Genomic DNA, 16110 nt, shown 5'->3' with positions numbered 1-16110 from the left:
GCGGAGGGTCATGACCCGGCCTCGCCCACGGTGTGCAGGTCGCTCCCGCGCGTCTCCGGGCCGGCCATGACGGCGAACAGGATGAGCACGCCCCCGAACGCGGCGAGGATGCCCGGGGTGAACGCGGCGGGCACCAGGTGCGCCAGCCCCAGCTGGTAGTAGGAGAAGAACGCCGGGATGACGACGGCGGTGCTGTAGGCGACGCCCCAGCCCGAAGACCGGACGGCGGTGGCGAAGCGCTCGTTGATGTAGGCCGGCAGCACCCCGAGCGCGCCCAGCGTGACCACGTTGGTCGACGCGGCGAGCAGGGTGAGGTTCGCCCAGCCGTGCACGGATCCGTTGGCCATCAAGGTGTAGGTGATCGGGGTGAAGACGATCGTGATGGTCGCGGCGATGTACAGCGCGCGCTTGCGCCCGATGCGGTCGCTGAGCCAGCCGAAGAACAGGTACGTCGCGATCCCCGGCCACGCGTTGACGAGCTGGGTGTGCGCGAGGTCGGAGGCGGTGAACCCCTTGTTGGACAGCAGCAGCTGCGGCATGACGCTGCCGAGCATGTTCACCGCGAAGAAGACGCCGGTCATGATGACGTAGGACTGGAGGAAGGCGCGCCCGGAGGAGCCCTTCAGCATGTCCCGCAGGGGAGACTTGCTCCGGGTGGTCTCCTTCCAGGTGTCGGAGTCCTCGACCCGCCGCCGCAGGAACCAGGCGACGAACCAGGCCAGGAACGCGCCGATGACGAACGGGATCCGCCAGCCCCACTGGACGTACGGCGAGTGCAGGCCCGCGTTGGGCGCGAACACCAGCACCAGCGAGGTCAGCACGGCGACGACGAACGGGCCACCGCTGGCCGAGCACTGGATGAGCGCGCCGGTGAACCCGCGGCGGCCGCGCGTGGCGTACTCGAGGGCCAGCGGCGTCGCGGCGGTGTATTCGCCGCCGAGGAAGATGCCCTCGATGAACCGCAACCCCAGCAGCAGCGCGGTGGCGGCCCCCGCGCCCACCTGCTCGGCGCCCGGCAGCATCGCGATGAACAGCGAGATCGTGCCGAAGCCGTAGATCGTGATGGAGCCGACGCGGCGCCGGCCGATGCGGTCGGCGAAGTGCCCGAACAGCAGGGCGCCGATCGGCCGGCCGAGCAGGGTCGCGGCGAAGGTCATGCCCACGAACACCGAAAGCTGGCCGGCCGACAGGTGCGCCTGGAAGTAGACCATCGCCGGCAGCAGCGACGTCGAAGCCACGTAGATGGAATACGAGTCGATCGCGAAGCCCGCCCAGGCGCTCGTGATCGCCCGGCGTCTGCGTGCGGTGAAGGCAGGATCGAGCGAAGTGGCCGCGACTTCGCCGGTACTGGAGGACATGGACGTTCCCTTCGACGCTGAAGGTGGAGCTCAGGCGGGTGGTGCGGGGTAGTCGCCGGCGTTGAGGACCCAGCCGGGCTGGGCCGAGAAGTCGTGGCGGGGACCGGAGAAGATGTCGATCAGGTGGTTGGCGCCGGAGCCGATGGCCTGCGACGTGTGCACCGTCGGCGGCGGGATCACGGTCGCCGACGGGCTGCCCACGCGGGCGTGGTCTTCGGGCCGCCAGTCGTCGGCGTCGGTGCCCCACGGCGTCTGGATGTGGTGCACGTAGGTGCCGGCGACGATCAGGCTGCACTGCTCGAAGTCGTCGTGGAAGTGCGGCGACAGCTTGTGCGGGTTCCGCGGGCCCTGGTTGGCCTTCAGGAAGTTGACCATGAAGGCCCGGGTGCGGAAGATGCGCCCGAAGCGCTTCGGGTCGTCGGGTACGTCGGCCATCCGGTAGGTCCGCCACCGGTAGCCGCCGACCGGCTCCGGCCACAGCTCCAGCGGCGCGACGTGCGGGTGCGGGTGGGCGTAGCTGTCCGCATTGGACGCTTTGGCCGCCCACTCGAGTTCGTCGGACTGGATCAGCTGGGTGAGCTGGCCGCTGCCGGTGCTGACGAGCTCGGCGGCACCGGGCGGGACCACGACGAGGGCCGGTCCGGTGACCGCGTGCTCCCCGGCCGAGATCCCGCTGCTCTCGTCGATCACCAGGACGACCTGCTCGGACCGCAGTTCACCCGAGAAGATGACGTCGCCGGGCACGGGTTCGGTGTGGATCAGCACGAAGTTCTGGCCCCGCACGATCCACTGCCGGCTCCCCGCGGGCGTGACGACGTCGGGTGCGGTGACGGAGAAGTCGAGGAACTCGGGCGCGGCGACCGCGCCGGAGGGCCGGGCGGCGGCGCTGGTCGTCAGGGCGGAGCGGAGGTCGTCCTTGGCGTAGGTCATGAGCTCTCCTTCACACGGGGGTCGCGCTCGAACGTCAGCCGCACCTGGCCCTCGTCGTCGAGGCCGCGGGTGAACCGGACCGGCAGCCCGATGTCCGGTGTCCCGTCCAGCCGGGCCAGGACGCGGGGTCCTTCGGCCAGTTCGACGTAGGCGATGACGAAGGGGTCGGCGCCGGTGTACTTGCCCTGGCCGCGCCGGTTGACGGTGTAGGAGTAGACCGTGCCGGCGCCGGAAAGCGCTTCCCATTCGAGGTGGTCGGCCATGCAGTGCGGGCAGCGGGCACGCGGGTACCAGACCAGCGCGCCGCAGCCGGTGCAGCGGGGGAGGTCGAGCCGTCCGGCGGACAGCGCTTCGGTGAAGCGGGCGAGCACGGGGTCTTCGACGGTCATGCGTCCTCCGTTCCGAGCAGCAGGGTGGCGGCGGCGGTGCGGAAGCCGAGGCTGCCGCCGTGGGCCTGGACGAGCCCGATCCGGGCGCCGGGCACCTGGACCTCCGGCGTGGCCTCGCCGCGCAGCTGGCGGACGGCCTCGACGGTGCGGACCATGCCGCCGCGGAAGTCCGGGTGGTTGTTGCACAGGCCGCCGCCGTCGGTGTTGAACGGCAGCCGTCCGTCCGGGCCTCGCAGGGTGCCGTCCGTGACGAACGCCCCGCCCTTGCCCTTCTCGCAGAAGCCGAGGTCCTCCAGGCTCATCAGCACCGTGATGGTGAAGGAGTCGTAGATCGAGACGTAGTCGACGTCGCGCGGGGTCAGGCCCGCCTCCGCGAACGCCCGCGGGCCGGAGAGCGCGGCACCGGTGCAGGTCAGGTCGATGCTGCCGGCCGCGCTGTGCTTGATCGCTTCGCCGTGGCCCAGGATCTTCACCGTGCGGCCGGGCAGCGAGCGCGCGACGTCTTCGGCGACGATCACCAGCGCGGCGCCGCCGTCACTGGTGATGCAGCAGTCGAGCCGGTGCAGGGGATCGGAGATCAGCGGCGACTCGACGACGTCGGCGATCGTGACGGGCTTGCGCAGCACGGCGTGCGGGTTGAACTGCGCGTGGTGCGCGGCCGCGACCTTGACCTCCGCGAGCTGTTCGGACGTGGTGCCGAACTCGTGCATGTGCCGCTGCGCCGCCAGCGCGTACCCGGCGGGAACGGTGACGCCGTAAGCCGATTCGTACGGGTGGTCCGGGCCGCGCTCGCCGCCGCCGGAGCGCGCGCCGGACAACGGGAGCCCGGCCATCGCCAGCAGCGCGACCCGGCACTTGCCCGCCGCCACCGCCGCCGCGGCGTGCCCGGCGTGCATCACGTAGGACGCGCCGCCGCCCTCGGTGACGTCCACATAGGACAACTCGGTGAGGCCGAGGTAGTCGGCCATCGCGATCGAGCCGAGCCCGGGGACTTCCGAGCAGAAGAAGCCGTCCACGTCGGACAGGCTCAGCCCGGCGTCGGCGAGTGCGCCGTACGCGACTTCGGCGAGCACCTGGGGCACGGTCTTGCCGGGGATCTTGCGCTGCGGGTGCTCGAAGGCACCGGCGATGCGCGCGGTCACCTGCCTGCTCATGCGGCTGCTCCTCGGTTCCAGAGGTCGACGGTGTAGGTGGCTTCGGTCCGCGCGGCGATCTCCTCGAGCCCGACCCCGGGGGCGCGTTCCCGCAGGGTCAGCGCGCCGCCGGTGAACTCGAACACGGCCAGGTCGGTGTAGACGCGGTCGACCACGCCCACGCCGGTCAGCGGGAACGTGCAGGCCTTGCGCAGCTTGGCGTTCCCCTGCTTGTCGACGTGGTTCATCATCACCCAGACGCGCCGGGCGCCGACCGCCAGGTCCATCGCGCCGCCCACCCCGGGATTGCCGCCGGGGACCAGCCAGTTCGCCAGGTCGCCGTGCTCGCCGACCTGCAACGCGCCCAGCACGCACAGGTCGAGCCGCCCGCCCCGGGCGATCGCGAAGGACACCGACGAGTCGAACGCCGCCGCGCCCGCCAGCAGCGTGACCGGGTTCTTGCCGGCGTCGGTGATGTCCGGGTCCGGCTCGCCCTCCGGGGGCGGGCCGACGCCGAGCAGGCCGTGTTCGCAGTGGTAGAGGATCTCCTTGCCGGGCGTGGGCTGTCCCGGCAGCAGCAGCGGCGCGCCGATGCCGACGTTGACGCACCAGCCGTCTTCGAGGTCGCCGGCCACGCGCCGGGCGAGTTCCGTCCTGAGCAGGGGCATCAGGCCGCCTCCGGTTCGGTCCGCACCAGGTGGTCCACGAACGGGCCCGGCAGGTGGATGTCGTCCGGCGCCAGGGAGCCGATGTGGTCGGCCTGCACGACGGTCGTCCGCGCGGCCATCGCGGCCAGCGGGTTGAAGTTGCGCGCGCCGAGCCGGAACCGGAGGTTGCCGTACCGGTCCGCCCGATCGGCCTTCACCAGCGCGAAGTCGGGCCGCAGCGGGAATTCGAGCACGTAGGTCCGGCCGTCGATGACGCGCTGCTCCTTCGGGGGAAGCGTTTTCTCCGGGGTGCCGTGGCGCATGACGAAGCCGCCGTCGGCGAGGATCGTGCCCGCGGCGGTGGGCGTGTAGAAGCCGCCGAGGCCCGAGCCGCCCGCGCGCAGGCGTTCGGCCAGCGTCCCCTGCGGCACGAGCTCGATCTCGACCTCCCCGTCGAAATACCGCCGGAAGAAGGCGGGGTTCACCGGGAAGGAGCAGGAGAACTTCTTCACCCGGTTCTCGGCGAGCAGCCGCCCGATACCGCGCTCGCCGGGCAGTCCCTGGCCGCCGTTGTTGGCGATGACGTGCAGCTCGCGGACGTCGCGGGCGCAGAGCGCGTCGATCAGGTCGACCGGCACGCCGGTCCGGCCGAAGCCGCCGATCACGACCGAGGCTCCACTGTGGACTGTTTCCAGGGCAGCGGCGGCGCCCGCCCGGATCTTGTCGATCACGACGCGCTCACCGGCTGGGCCAGCGCTTCGCGCGCTTGGGCGACCGCCCGGCGGGCGGCACCGGAGATCATGCCGGTGTCGTTGCCGACGAGCAGGAAGCGGCAGCCCTGCCCGGCCCGCAGGCGGAGCTGGTCCTCGCCCTGGACCACGGTCCCGGCCGGGACGCCGGCGCGGACCGCGGCCTCGATCGACCGCGTCACGGCGTCGTGCACGGCCGGGGAGCCGGGGGAAACGCCCAGGCTGAGCGACAGGTCGCCGGGCCCGACGAACACGGCGTCGAGGCCGGGTGCGGCCAAGATGCCTTCGATGTCCTCGACCGCTTCCCGTTCCTCGATCATCGCGATGCGGGCGACGTCCTCCTGGCCCGCACGCACGTATTCGGCGACGCCGCCGTCGAGGCCGCCCCACACCCCGGCGCGGGCGGCGTAGCCCATGCCGCGGGTGCCGGCGGGCGGGAACAGGAACTGCCGCATGACCGCCTTCGCCTGCGCGGCGTCGGAGACGTGCGGCACGAGGACGCCGGCGGCGCCCGCGTCGAGGTAGCGCTGGGCGTCGCCGTAACCGTGGTCGGTGATCCGCACCAGCGGCGCGACGCCGATCCGGGAGTACACGACGATCAGCGCGTACACGTCGCGGACCGAGAGCAGGGCGTGTTCGGTGTCGATCACGACGAAGTCGAACCCCGCGGCCCCGATGATCTCGGCGACCTCCAGCGCGGGGATCTTGACGAACGTGCCGACCACGGGCGGGCGGGACGACTTCAGCAGCTGCTGGAACATGCGCGATCTCCGTTGCTGAGTGCGGCTCCGAGCGAGTTCGTTATACGAACAGCCTGTTCGCGATAAGTAGCATCGCATGTAGGGCGTCTGCCGGGCAAGAGGGTGATCCGGCGGACCTCGGCCTCACGGCCGCCCGCGCGCCCCGGGAGTGATCAGGGGCAGCGGCGCGCGGCGAACCCGCCGATCCACAGTGGACGGATCGGCCGAGGTGGGCGAACCGGTGCCCGGTTCAGGCCCGCCGGAGTCGGCCGGGCGCGGTGCCGTGGTGTCGTTTGAAGGCCTTGGCGAAGGCGAACTCCGAGGTGTAGCCGCTCTTTCCCGCGATGACGCGCAGCGGGTCGTCGGTGTCGCGCAGCAGCCGGGCGGCGAGGGTCAGTCGCCACCACGTCAGGTAGGTGAGTGGCGGCCGCCCGATCTTCTCGGTGAACCTCCGGGCGAACGGCGCCCGGGACAGCCCCGCCCGGCTCGCGAGGCTCGCGACGGTCCAGGGGTGGGCCGGGTCGCGGTGGATCGCGTGCAGGGCGGCGGTGATCGCGGGGTCCCGCAACGCCGCGGCCCAGCCGGTCTCGTCCGTCGTGGCGCGCTCGTCGAACCAGGCGCGCAGGATGTACAGCAGCAGCGCGTCCAGCAGGGCCGGGATCAGCGCGTCCGTGCCGAGCCGCGGGCGTTCCAGCTCGGCGCCGAGCAGGTCGACCACGGCCCGCAGGTCACGGTCGAGCCGGGCGGGCAGGTGCACGACTTCGGGCAGGCTCGACAGCAACGGGTGCATCCGCGCCGGATCCAGCCGGTACGCACCGCAGAGCGTCACCGTCTGCGGGCCCGTGCCGGTCGCCGGCCGGTTCGCGTAGCGCTCGGCGAACTCGGGGTCGTCCGGGTCGCACGCCTGCGTGTCCACCGGCGTCGCCGGGTTGTCGGCCAGTGCGTGGCCCTGCCCGTGGGGCAGGAAGACGACGTCGCCGGCGGTCAGCGGCAGCGGTTCCGCGTCCGCGCGCAGGAGCCAGCAGGTCCCGTGCAGGACCACCTGGAACCCGGCGGCCCCCGGCACCGGCGCGAACCACTGCGCCCAGGGCGCGGTCCACACCACCCGGGCCGAGCGCGGCTCACCCGTGCGCATCACGGCGAGCACGTCGCTCAGCACATCCATGATCTCTCCCGCGAGACGATCGGACAGGAAACGAGGATCTGCGCGCATGGAGCGTCTCTTCAGTCGAGCATAGGGTCCTTTTCATGAGAAGCGCACGGATCCACCGGCACGGCGACCCGTCCGTCATCCGGATCGACGACGTCCCGCGGCCGGTTCCCGGTGAGGGTGAGGTACTGGTCGAGGTCGCGGCGACGTCGTTCAACCCGACCGAAACCGCCTTGCGTTCCGGGGCCCTGCAGGAACTGTTCCCGATCGACCTGCCCGCCGCCCTCGGCTGGGACGTCGCGGGCACGGTGGCCGGCCGCCCGGTCATCGGCTGGCTCGAGCGGGGCGCGGCCGCGGAGTACGCCGTCGCACCGGCCGGCCGGCTGGTCCCCGCTCCCACGGGCATCCCGCTCGCCGACGCCGCGGCCATCCCGCTCGCCGGGCTCACCGCGTGGCAGGTCGTCTTCCCGCACGTCTCCGCCGGGCAGCGCGTCCTGGTCAACGGCGCGGGCGGCGGGATCGGCGGGTTCGCCGTCCAGCTGGCGAAACGCGCCGGCGCCCACGTCGTCGCCACCGCGAGCGCGCGCAGCGTCGACGCCGTCCGGCGGCACGGCGCCGATGAGATCGTCGACTACACCAGCGAGTCCGTCGCGTCCGCGGTCGAGCCCGTCGACGTGCTGATCCACCTGGTCGGCGCCCCGCCGCCGTGGACCCCGCCCGTCCGCCGCGGCGGCGCGATCATCTCCGCGGCTGCGCCGGTGCCCGCGCCGCCCGGGGTGACCTCGGCGCACGTGGTCGTCCGCTACGACCCCGCGCAGCTGACCGAGCTGGTCGACCTCGTGGACGCGGGTGTCGTGACCGTCGACGTCACCGAGACCCACCCCCTCGACGGGCTCGCCGACGTGCACCGCCGGAGCGAGGCGGGCGACCTCCGCGGGAAGGTCGTGATCCTGGCCCGGTGACGAAGATGCGACGTGTCGTGATTCGGACGTGCCTGCCCTAGTGACGGATGGCGGTGCCGGCGCGAGCCTGGTGCGATGCACTGGAGATCACGTGTTCTGGTCCTGGCCTGCGCCGGCACCCTGGCCGCGGGCACGGCCGGAGTCGCGGACGCGGCCCCCGGCCCGCAAGCGGCACCCTCGTCCGCGGCTGTCGAACGTCATTCGGTCACCCTGCTCACCGGGGACGTCGTCCAGGTCGAACGGCAGCCCGGCGGCAAGCAGGCCGCCACCGTCCAGCCCGCGCCCGGCCGGGAGAACATCCGGTTCCACCAGCAGGAGGTCGACGGCCACCTGAGCGTCTTCCCCGAGGACGTCGCCCCACGGCTGGGCTCGAAGCAGGTCGACCGGACCCTGTTCGACGTCACCGAGCTGATCGCCGAGGGGTACGCCGACGAGCAGTCGAAGACCCTCCCGCTGATCCTCACCTACCGCAAGGGCGCCGACCTCCGCGCCGCCGAGGCCGCTCCGAAGGCAGCGGAGCTGGGCGCGACGCTGACCAGCGTCAACGGCCGTTCCGCGCGGGCCAGCAAGGCCAACGCCGGCGCGTTCTGGACCTCGTCGGCGGGCGGCACGATCGAGCGGATCTCCCTGGACCGCAAGGTCCGCGCCTCCCTCGACCGGAGCGTCCCGCAGATCGGCGCCCCCGAGGCGTGGGCCGCGGGCTACGACGGCACCGGCACCACGGTCGCCGTGCTCGACACCGGGTACGACCCCACTCACCCCGACCTGGCCGGTCGCGTGAGCGAGGCGGTCAACTTCACGACCAGCCCCGACACCACCGACCACTTCGGCCACGGCACGCACGTCGCCTCGACGATCGCGGGCTCCGGCGCCGCTTCGGGCGGGCGGCTCAAGGGTGTCGCACCCGGCGCGAAACTGCTCGTCGGCAAGGTGCTCGACGACGACGGCTTCGGCTACGAGTCCTGGGTCCTCGCCGGGATGGAGTGGGCGGCGCACTCCGGCGCCAAGGCCGTCAACATGAGCCTCGGCGGCGGCCCGACCGACGGCACCGACGAGCTCAGCCTCGGTCTCGAAGCGCTCAGCGCGCAGACCGGCACGCTCTTCGTGGTGGCCGGCGGCAACGACGGCGAACTGGGCGCGTACACGATCGGCTCGCCGGGCACCGCCGAAGCCGCGCTGACCGTCGGCGCCGTCGGCCGGGACGAGAGCCTGGCGCCGTTCTCCAGCCGGGGCCCGCGCCTGGGCGACAACGCCGTCAAGCCCGACATCACCGCGCCCGGCGTCGGCATCGTCGCCGCGCGCGCCGCGGGGACCGCCATGGGCGACGTCGTCGACGACCACTACACCGCCGCTTCCGGCACCTCGATGGCCACGCCGCACGTCGCGGGCGCGGTGGCGATCCTCGCCCAGCAGCACCCCGACTGGACGGGCAGCCAGCTCAAGGACGCGCTGGCCAGCACGTCCCTGACCGCCAACGGACTTTCGGTGTTCGAGCAGGGCGGCGGCCGGGTCGACGTGGCGCGCGCGGTGAAGCAGAAGGTGTTCGGCACCGGCACGCTCAACCTCGGCGCCGTCGAGGACGGCAAGCCGGCGGTGTCCAAAGAGGTCACTTACACCAACGCCGGCACCACGCCGGTTTCCCTGAAGCTCGCCCTCGACGCCAAGTCCCTCGCCGGTGTCCCCGCCGCCGACGGGATCCGGCTCGGCAAGTCCACTGTGGACGTCCCGGCCGGTGGCCGGGCGAGCGTCACGCTCACCGGCGACCCGGCGAAACTGGCGGCGGGCACCTACAGCGGGCGGCTCACCGCGACCGCGAACGGCGTGGTCGTGCACACCGCGCTCGGCGCGGACAAGACCGCGCCGAAGCACAAGGTCACCCTCAGCGCCCTCGACCTGCACGGCAAACCCACCATGGCGCCGTGGCTGCTGATGTACGGCGAGGACTACCGCTTCGACGTGAACACCTGGCTGGGCGGCGGCAGCCTGACGGTCGAGGTCGGCGCGGGCGTGTACTACCTGACCGCGCAGGTCGACGGCGGCGACAACAGCCTCGCCGCCTACCAGGTCGTCCAGCCGGAGATCCGGATCACCGGCGACACGAACATCGTGCTCGACGCCCGCAAGGCGGTGAAGGTCGAGATCGAGACGCCGAAACCGTCGGAACAGGCCGGGATCTGGAGCTACTACACCTACCGGGAGCTCGGCCCGCGCAAGATCGCGAACTACGCCATGCAGTTCGACTACACCCGCGAACTCTGGGTCACCCCGACGCCGAAGGTGACGACCGGGGCCTTCGAGTTCGGCTCCCGCTGGTCGAGGATCGCGCCGCCGCTGACGGCGAACGTCCTGGGCGGCCGCGGTCCGCTCACGACCCGCTACCTGGCCGGGTCGCCCAAACTGGACGGCTGGCGGCTGCTGCAGGCCGTTTCCGCGGGTACCGGCAAACCGGCGGACTTCAAGAAGGCGAACGTGCGCGGGAAGGCCGCGATCGTCGACCCGGACCCGGCGGACTACAACCGCGACGAGGTCTCCCGGGCCGCCGCGGAGGCCGGGGCGGCGGTGGTCTTCATCGTCGTGCCGGACGGCTGGGGCACCGCGTCGGTGCCGTCGGTCAGCGCGGCGCCGTTCCTGCCGATCCCGACCGTCCAGCTCGACCGGGACGAGGGCGTGGCACTGCTCGACCGGATCAAGCGCTTCCCGGCTTTGCTGAGCCTGCACGGGATCGCGGTCAGCCCGTACCTCTACGACGTCGTGCAGACCGAACGCGACCGGATCCCGGAGAAGCCCGTCCACCGGGTCACCGCGGCGAACACCGCGACCGTCACCACGAACTACCGCCAGACCGGCAGCGGCGGGGAGGCCAAGGAACAGCGGTTCGCGTGGAAGCCGTGGCAGGACTTCGCCGTCAACGAGTACCAGCGGTACGTGGCGACGCCGTCGACCCGCGAGGAGTACGTCAGTTCGGGGGACGTCCGGTGGCAGCACCGGGTCAAGCACGGACTGATCTGGGATGACATGTCACCGCTCGACGGCGGCATGACCACGGCACCGCGCACCTACACGGGCAAGGAAAACCTGACCGAGGACTGGTTCGCGCCGGTCGTGCGGCCCGCCATCCCGCGGGGCGTGCCGGGCATGGACTCGACCCGCGAAGGCGACAACCTGCGGATCCGGATCCCGGAGTTCGTCGACAGCCAGGCCGGGCACTACGGGTTCAACGAAGGCGACGACCAGGCCGCTCCGGCCACCACGTCGGCGAAACTGTTCCGTGACGGCAAGCTCGTGTCGGAACAGCCCTACGCGTACGGCACGTTCCCGGCCGGCGCGGACCCGGCGACCTACCGGCTCGACCTGTCGGTGCGGCGCGATTCGCCGGAGTGGCTGTTCGGCACCAGCACGCAGACGTCGTGGACGTTCCGCTCGGCCCGGTCGGCGTCATCGGCGCTGCTTCCGTTGCTGCAGCTGGACTACGCGGTGGACGCCGACACCGGCAACCGGCTGCCGGCCGGGCGCAAGGCCGAGATCGGCCTGACCGCGCGGTTCCAGGACGGGATGGCCGGGCCGGAGGTGCGCGCGGTGAAGGCCTGGGTGTCCTACGACGACGGCAAGACCTGGCGCACGGCCGACGTCAAGCGCGCCGGGAAGTCCTACGAGGCCACGATCGACCACCCGTCGCTCGGGGCCACGAACAAGTACGTCGCGCTGCGGGTGCAGGCCACCGACAACGCGGGGAACTCCGTCGACCAGACGGTGCTCCGGGCGTACGGGCTCAAATAGCGTCGCGCACGGGCTCCGGGTGCCTTCCGCCGTCACGCGGCAGGAGGCGCCCGGGGCTCGGCTCGTCCAGCCAGCCGAGTTTGCTGGCCTGCCAGGCCAGCTGCATCCGGGTGCGGACGTTGACCCGGCGCATCAGGTCCTGCAGGCGCCGCTGGACGGTCCGGTAGCTGACGTCGAGCTGCGTCGCGATGGACTTGTCGCTGACCCCGCCGATGAGCAGCGACAGCAGCCGCCGCTCGTCGGGGTCGAGGTGGCTCGTGGGCGCGGTGTCGCCGATCCGCAGCGGCGACGCGCGTTCCCAGTAGACCTCGAACAACGCGACCAGCGCGGACAGCAGGCTGCTTTCCCGGACGAGCGCGGCGGTGGGCTCGCCGGTGCTGTCGTGGCTGACCAGCGGGCACAGGGCCACCCGGCGGTCGGAGATGGCCAGGCGCACCGGCAGTTTCGAGATCGAGCGGGCGATTTCGCCGCCCTCGATCCCCTCCAGGACGTTGACGATCCGGCCGGGTTCTTCGAGCAGGCCGGTCTCGTAGATCACGCGGTACTGCACGCCGCGGGCCTGCGCCAGCGCCTCCTCGACGTTCTCCGACGCCGCCATCGCGACGTTGCCCTCCAGGCAGAACCACAGCGACTCTTCGCGGGCGCCGCGCTGGATGGCCAGCGCCTGCCGCCGGATCGCGTCGACGCCGGTGATGACCTCGACGAGCTGCGCGGAGTCCCGCCGCCGCGCGCTGCCGCGGTACTCCTCGGCGAGCTGGGTCACGGCGGCCCGGGCGGCCTCCAGCTGCTCCTGGCCGTGCACGAGCAGCGGACCGAGCGAAACGTCCGGCGGCGCGGACATGTAGTGCTCGCCGGCCTTGCTGACGAGCCCCTTCGCCAGCAGGACCTCCAGGATCGGGTCGACGTCGCCGCGGCTCACGCCGGCCTGTCCCGCGATCTCCCCGGGGGCGGTCCGGTACCCGCCGACGATCACGCGGTAGACCCGTTCTTCGTCGGGAGTCATGCCCAGTGCTTCCAGCACAATGCCTCCTGGCCGCGTGCGCCGAAGGGTGTCCCATCGGCACTGACGGCTTGATCACAACGTACAACGCGGGGGCAAACGGGTGAATCGTGCGCCCCCGATCGCGGCTGTGGTGATCGAGCCGCCGGTGGTCCGCGGCCGGGCCGGGCGTTATGGCGCGGCCCGCGCCGGAGGCCGCCCGCCACCGCGCCGGGGCCGGGGCCACCGCGCGGGGGCGTCGCTGTCGGCCGGCTCGCGTCCGAGCAGGGGCCGCCGGTTCTGCCTGCCGGATCCCGGCGGGATCGCCGTCCGCGCCGAGCCGCGGTGCAGCGCCCGGCCCGGGCCTGGCGCGGCCGACGAAATGCGGAGGCGGTTCAGCGGAGTGCGCGGTAGATCGCGTCGACGTAGGTGGTGCTGCGGTCTGAGCCGATGATGCCGGGCGCCATCTTGTTCATCACGTAGGCGATCGTCAGGCGGCGGTCGAGGTTCGTGATGATCACCGAACCGCCCCAGCCGCCCCAGAAGCAGACCTTGCCGTCCGGGACCCACGGCAGCGCGTCGGGCCGGGGGAGTGCGTAGCCGATGCCCCAGCGCAGCGGGATGCCCAGGCCGAGGTCGGTCCCGTCCGCCTGCTCGGCGAAGACGAGGTCGATCGTGTCCGGGCCGAGCAGGCGGACGCCGCCGACCGTGCCGCCGAGGGCGAGCGCCGAGAGCATCCGGGCCACCGAGCGGGCGTTGCCGTGGCCGTTCACCGCGCCGATGTCCGCGTGGCGCCACGCCGCCGTGTTGGCGAGGGCCGCGTCGACGGCCGGGCCGGCCAGGGTCCTGGCCATGACGCTGCCCGGCTCGGGGTCGAACTGCGCGGGCGGAGGCGGCACGATGTGCGCGATCCGGGGCCAGTCCGCTTCCGCGGCGCCGATCCGGAAGTCGGCGTCCAGCGGGCCGGCGATCTCCTCGGCGACGAAGTCCTTGACGGTCTTGCCGCTGACCCGCCGGATCACCTCGCCGGCCAGGTGGCCGAAGTTCGTGGCGTGGTAGCCCGAAGCGGTGCCGGGTGCCCACCACGGGGCCTGCGCGGCCAGCCGGGCCGTCGTCTTGTCCCAGTCGTAGAGGTCCTCCAGCGCGGCGGGCTGCTCCAGCCCGGACACCCCGGACGTGTGGGAGAGCAGGTGGCGGACCTCGACGTGCTCCTTGCCGTTCGCGGCGAATTCGGGCCAGTACCGGGCGACCGGCGCGTGGACGTCGAGCTCGCCGCGGTCCACGAGCATCAGGGCCGCCAGGCTGACGACGGTCTTGGTGGTCGACCAGACGGTGGTGATGGTGTCCCGGTCCCAGGGCGTGGTGCGTGCTTCGTCGCGGAAGCCGCCCCACAGGTCGAGCACGACCTCGCCGTCGATGTCGACGACGAGGGACGCGCCCAGCTCCGCGCCCGAGGCGAGGTTGCGCCGCAGCGCGTCGTGGACGGGGGCGAAGCGGGGATCGTGGGTTCCGTGCGGTTCGGTCATACCGGGTACGCTAAAACCTGACGTTGACGTCAGAGGCAAGGGTTGACCGCCATGCGGATCGGGGAGCTGGCCGCGGAGACGGGCGTGAGCGTCCGGGCGCTGCGGTACTACGAGGAGCAGGACCTGCTGGTTTCGGAGCGCAGCCCCAGCGGCCAGCGGCTGTACCCGGCCGCCGCGGTCGGCCGCGTCGAGCTGATCCAGCAGCTCTACGCGGCGGGCCTGTCGAGCCGGACGATCCTGGGCATCCTGCCGTGCGTGGTGACCGGCGAGGTCACCCCGGAGCTGCTGGACCGGCTGACCGCCGAACGCGACCGCATCCAGGAGCGCGTCCACGAGATGACGGCGACGCGAGAGCGGCTGGACGCCATCATCGTGACGTCCAGCCGCTCGCTGGCGGCGGGCAAGCCCTGTGCCGTCCCGGGGGACTAGACCGAGCTGCCCAGGCCGAGGTGGTCGCGCAGGGTCGTCCCGGTGTACTCGGTGCGGAACGAGCCGCGCTCCTGCAGCAGCGGGACGACCTTGTCCGCGAACTCGTCCAGGCCGCCCGGCGTGACGTGCGGGACCAGGATGAACCCGTCGCTCGCGTCGGCCTGGACCAGGTCGTCGATCGCCGCCGCCACGGTCGCGGGGGAGCCGATGAACGTCTGCCTGCCGGTGACCTCGACGATCAGGTCGCGCGTGGAGAGGTTCTTCGCCTCGGCCAGCTGCCGCCATTCGCGGGCGGTGGCCAGCGGGTCGCGGTACATGCGGACGCTGGCGCGGCCGGGCGCGATCGTGGACCCGTCGACCACGGGATCCGTCGACGGCAGCGGGCCGTCCGGGTCGTGCTCGGTGAGATCGGTGTTCCAGACCTGCTCCAGGAACTTGATCGCGGTCTGCGCGCTGACCTGCTGGCGCCGCACGACGTGGGCGCGCTCGTGGGCGTCGGCGTCGGTGTCGCCGAGGACGAACGTCGCCGCGGGCAGGATCACCAGCTGGTCCGGGGTCCGGCCGTACTTCGCCAGCCGGCCCTTCACGTCGGAGTAGAACGCCTGCCCGGCTTCGAGGGTGCCGTACCGGCTGAAGATCGCGTCGGCGGTGGCCGCGGCGAACTCGCGGCCCTCCTCGGAGTCGCCGGCCTGGATGATCACCGGGCGGCCCTGCGGGCTGCGCGGCACCGGGAAGCGGCCTTCGATGTCGAAGTGCGCGTCGTGGTGGGCGAAGGCGCCCGCCTCGGGATCGCGCAGGAACACGCCGGTCTCGGCGTCGGCGGCGATCTCGTCGCCGCGCCACGAGTCGAACAGCTCCCACGCGGTGCGCAGGAACGTCTCGGCGCGGTCGTAGCGCTGATCCTGCGGGAGGAACCCGCCGCGGCGGAAGTTCTCGCCGGTGAAGGCGTCCCACGACGTGACGACGTTCCACGCGGCTCGCCCCGCCGAGAGGTGGTCGAGGGAGGCGAACTGGCGGGCCACCTCGAACGGTTCGTTGAACGTCGAGTTGATGGTGCCGGCCAGGCCGAGCCGGTCGGTGACCGCGGCCAGCGCGGACAGGACGGTGAAGGTGTCGGGGCGGCCGACGACGTCGAGGTCGTAGATCTGCCCGTTCTGTTCGCGCAGCCGCAGGCCCTCGGCGAGGAAGAAGAAGTCGAACTTCGCGCGCTCGGCCGTCTGCGCGAGCTTGACGAACGAGCTGAACTCGATGTGGCTGCCTGCTTCGGGGTCGCTCCACACGGTCGTGTTGTTGACGCCGGGGAAGTGCGCCGCGAGGTGGATCTGCTTGCGGGTCATCTCG

14 protein-coding genes are annotated in these 16110 nt (G+C 72.3%); 3 read left to right on the top strand and 11 right to left on the bottom strand.

All coding sequences use genetic code 11. The features are described 5' to 3' along the window. Positions 1-8: 8 nt before the first annotated feature. The 8 genes from QSK39_RS46545 to QSK39_RS46510 form a co-directional block, all read right to left on the bottom strand. Positions 9-1358: an MFS transporter gene (locus tag QSK39_RS46545; RefSeq protein ID WP_285484239.1), complete on the bottom strand. Its 1350-nt coding sequence runs from the start codon at positions 1356-1358 to the stop codon at positions 9-11. Positions 1359-1388: 30 nt separating this feature from the next. Continuing rightward, the gene (locus tag QSK39_RS46540) at positions 1389-2288 is read right to left on the bottom strand and encodes a cupin domain-containing protein (RefSeq protein ID WP_285484238.1); all 900 of its coding nucleotides are present in this window, start codon (positions 2286-2288) and stop codon (positions 1389-1391) included. Further along, the gene (locus QSK39_RS46535; protein WP_285484237.1) at positions 2285-2677 is read right to left on the bottom strand and encodes a Zn-ribbon domain-containing OB-fold protein; all 393 of its coding nucleotides are present in this window, start codon (positions 2675-2677) and stop codon (positions 2285-2287) included. The genes QSK39_RS46540 and QSK39_RS46535 overlap by 4 nt, the downstream gene beginning before the upstream one ends. Continuing rightward, on the bottom strand, positions 2674-3831 hold the full coding sequence (locus tag QSK39_RS46530) for a thiolase domain-containing protein (protein ID WP_285484236.1): 1158 nt from the start codon (positions 3829-3831) through the stop codon (positions 2674-2676). Before QSK39_RS46530 ends, QSK39_RS46535 begins: the two co-directional genes overlap by 4 nt. Continuing rightward, positions 3828-4478 (bottom strand): 3-oxoacid CoA-transferase subunit B, encoded by a 651-nt coding sequence (locus QSK39_RS46525; protein ID WP_285484235.1) that lies wholly within the window; start codon positions 4476-4478, stop codon positions 3828-3830. The genes QSK39_RS46530 and QSK39_RS46525 overlap by 4 nt, the downstream gene beginning before the upstream one ends. Continuing rightward, a complete protein-coding gene (locus tag QSK39_RS46520; RefSeq protein WP_285484234.1) occupies positions 4478-5188 on the bottom strand; it encodes a CoA transferase subunit A in 711 nt (236 codons plus the stop codon). The genes QSK39_RS46525 and QSK39_RS46520 overlap by 1 nt, the downstream gene beginning before the upstream one ends. Then, positions 5185-5967 carry an HpcH/HpaI aldolase family protein gene (locus QSK39_RS46515; RefSeq protein WP_285484233.1) on the bottom strand — a complete coding sequence of 261 codons (783 nt, stop codon included), beginning with the start codon at positions 5965-5967 and terminating at the stop codon, positions 5185-5187. Before QSK39_RS46515 ends, QSK39_RS46520 begins: the two co-directional genes overlap by 4 nt. A gap of 229 nt (positions 5968-6196) precedes the next feature. Beyond that, a complete protein-coding gene (locus QSK39_RS46510) occupies positions 6197-7111 on the bottom strand; it encodes an AraC family transcriptional regulator (RefSeq protein ID WP_285484232.1) in 915 nt (304 codons plus the stop codon). An 83-nt stretch (positions 7112-7194) separates the two neighbouring features. On the opposite strand from QSK39_RS46510, the gene QSK39_RS46505 reads away from it, so the two are divergent. Together QSK39_RS46505 and QSK39_RS46500 are read left to right on the top strand one after the other, a co-directional pair. Further along, positions 7195-8058 carry an NADP-dependent oxidoreductase gene (locus tag QSK39_RS46505; RefSeq protein WP_285484231.1) on the top strand — a complete coding sequence of 288 codons (864 nt, stop codon included), beginning with the start codon at positions 7195-7197 and terminating at the stop codon, positions 8056-8058. Between the two features lie 75 nt (positions 8059-8133). After that, a complete protein-coding gene (locus QSK39_RS46500; RefSeq protein ID WP_285484230.1) occupies positions 8134-11835 on the top strand; it encodes a S8 family serine peptidase in 3702 nt (1233 codons plus the stop codon). On the opposite strand, the gene QSK39_RS46495 is transcribed toward QSK39_RS46500, so the two are convergent. Both QSK39_RS46495 and QSK39_RS46490 read right to left on the bottom strand, forming a co-directional pair. Then, positions 11828-12838 (bottom strand): helix-turn-helix domain-containing protein, encoded by a 1011-nt coding sequence (locus QSK39_RS46495; RefSeq protein ID WP_285484229.1) that lies wholly within the window; start codon positions 12836-12838, stop codon positions 11828-11830. The two genes, QSK39_RS46500 and QSK39_RS46495, sit on opposite strands and share 8 nt — an antisense overlap. 371 nt (positions 12839-13209) lie before the next feature. Then, positions 13210-14340 carry a serine hydrolase domain-containing protein gene (locus QSK39_RS46490; RefSeq protein WP_285484228.1) on the bottom strand — a complete coding sequence of 377 codons (1131 nt, stop codon included), beginning with the start codon at positions 14338-14340 and terminating at the stop codon, positions 13210-13212. 51 nt (positions 14341-14391) lie between these two features. On the opposite strand from QSK39_RS46490, the gene QSK39_RS46485 reads away from it, so the two are divergent. Further along, entirely contained in the window at positions 14392-14769 is a 378-nt protein-coding gene (locus QSK39_RS46485) for a MerR family transcriptional regulator (RefSeq protein ID WP_285484227.1), read from the top strand. Here the strand turns inward: QSK39_RS46485 and QSK39_RS46480 are convergent. Beyond that, complete coding sequence (locus QSK39_RS46480) at positions 14766-16106, bottom strand: NtaA/DmoA family FMN-dependent monooxygenase (protein WP_285484226.1); 1341 nt, start codon at positions 16104-16106, stop codon at positions 14766-14768. The two genes, QSK39_RS46485 and QSK39_RS46480, sit on opposite strands and share 4 nt — an antisense overlap. Positions 16107-16110 lie beyond the last annotated feature (4 nt).

This window comes from Amycolatopsis sp. NBRC 101858 (genome assembly GCF_030269325.1).
GTDB lineage: Bacteria > Actinomycetota > Actinomycetes > Mycobacteriales > Pseudonocardiaceae > Amycolatopsis > Amycolatopsis ponsaeliensis.
The sequence above is the reverse complement of the archived record's forward strand: the minus strand, read 5'-3'. Positions and strand labels throughout refer to the sequence as shown.

Excerpts from the sequence above, each read along its gene's own strand:
- QSK39_RS46545 (WP_285484239.1), bottom strand. The coding sequence starts at position 1,358 with ATGTCCTCCAGTACCGGCGAAGTCGCGGCCACTTCGCTCGATCCTGCC.
- QSK39_RS46540 (WP_285484238.1), bottom strand. The coding sequence starts at position 2,288 with ATGACCTACGCCAAGGACGACCTCCGCTCCGCCCTGACGACCAGCGCC.
- QSK39_RS46535 (WP_285484237.1), bottom strand. The coding sequence starts at position 2,677 with ATGACCGTCGAAGACCCCGTGCTCGCCCGCTTCACCGAAGCGCTGTCC.
- QSK39_RS46530 (WP_285484236.1), bottom strand. The coding sequence starts at position 3,831 with ATGAGCAGGCAGGTGACCGCGCGCATCGCCGGTGCCTTCGAGCACCCG.
- QSK39_RS46525 (WP_285484235.1), bottom strand. The coding sequence starts at position 4,478 with ATGCCCCTGCTCAGGACGGAACTCGCCCGGCGCGTGGCCGGCGACCTC.
- QSK39_RS46515 (WP_285484233.1), bottom strand. The coding sequence starts at position 5,967 with ATGTTCCAGCAGCTGCTGAAGTCGTCCCGCCCGCCCGTGGTCGGCACG.
- QSK39_RS46510 (WP_285484232.1), bottom strand. The coding sequence starts at position 7,111 with ATGGATGTGCTGAGCGACGTGCTCGCCGTGATGCGCACGGGTGAGCCG.
- QSK39_RS46505 (WP_285484231.1), top strand. The coding sequence starts at position 7,195 with ATGAGAAGCGCACGGATCCACCGGCACGGCGACCCGTCCGTCATCCGG.
- QSK39_RS46500 (WP_285484230.1), top strand. The coding sequence starts at position 8,134 with ATGCACTGGAGATCACGTGTTCTGGTCCTGGCCTGCGCCGGCACCCTG.
- QSK39_RS46495 (WP_285484229.1), bottom strand. The coding sequence starts at position 12,838 with ATGACTCCCGACGAAGAACGGGTCTACCGCGTGATCGTCGGCGGGTAC.
- QSK39_RS46490 (WP_285484228.1), bottom strand. The coding sequence starts at position 14,340 with ATGACCGAACCGCACGGAACCCACGATCCCCGCTTCGCCCCCGTCCAC.
- QSK39_RS46485 (WP_285484227.1), top strand. The coding sequence starts at position 14,392 with ATGCGGATCGGGGAGCTGGCCGCGGAGACGGGCGTGAGCGTCCGGGCG.
- QSK39_RS46480 (WP_285484226.1), bottom strand. The coding sequence starts at position 16,106 with ATGACCCGCAAGCAGATCCACCTCGCGGCGCACTTCCCCGGCGTCAAC.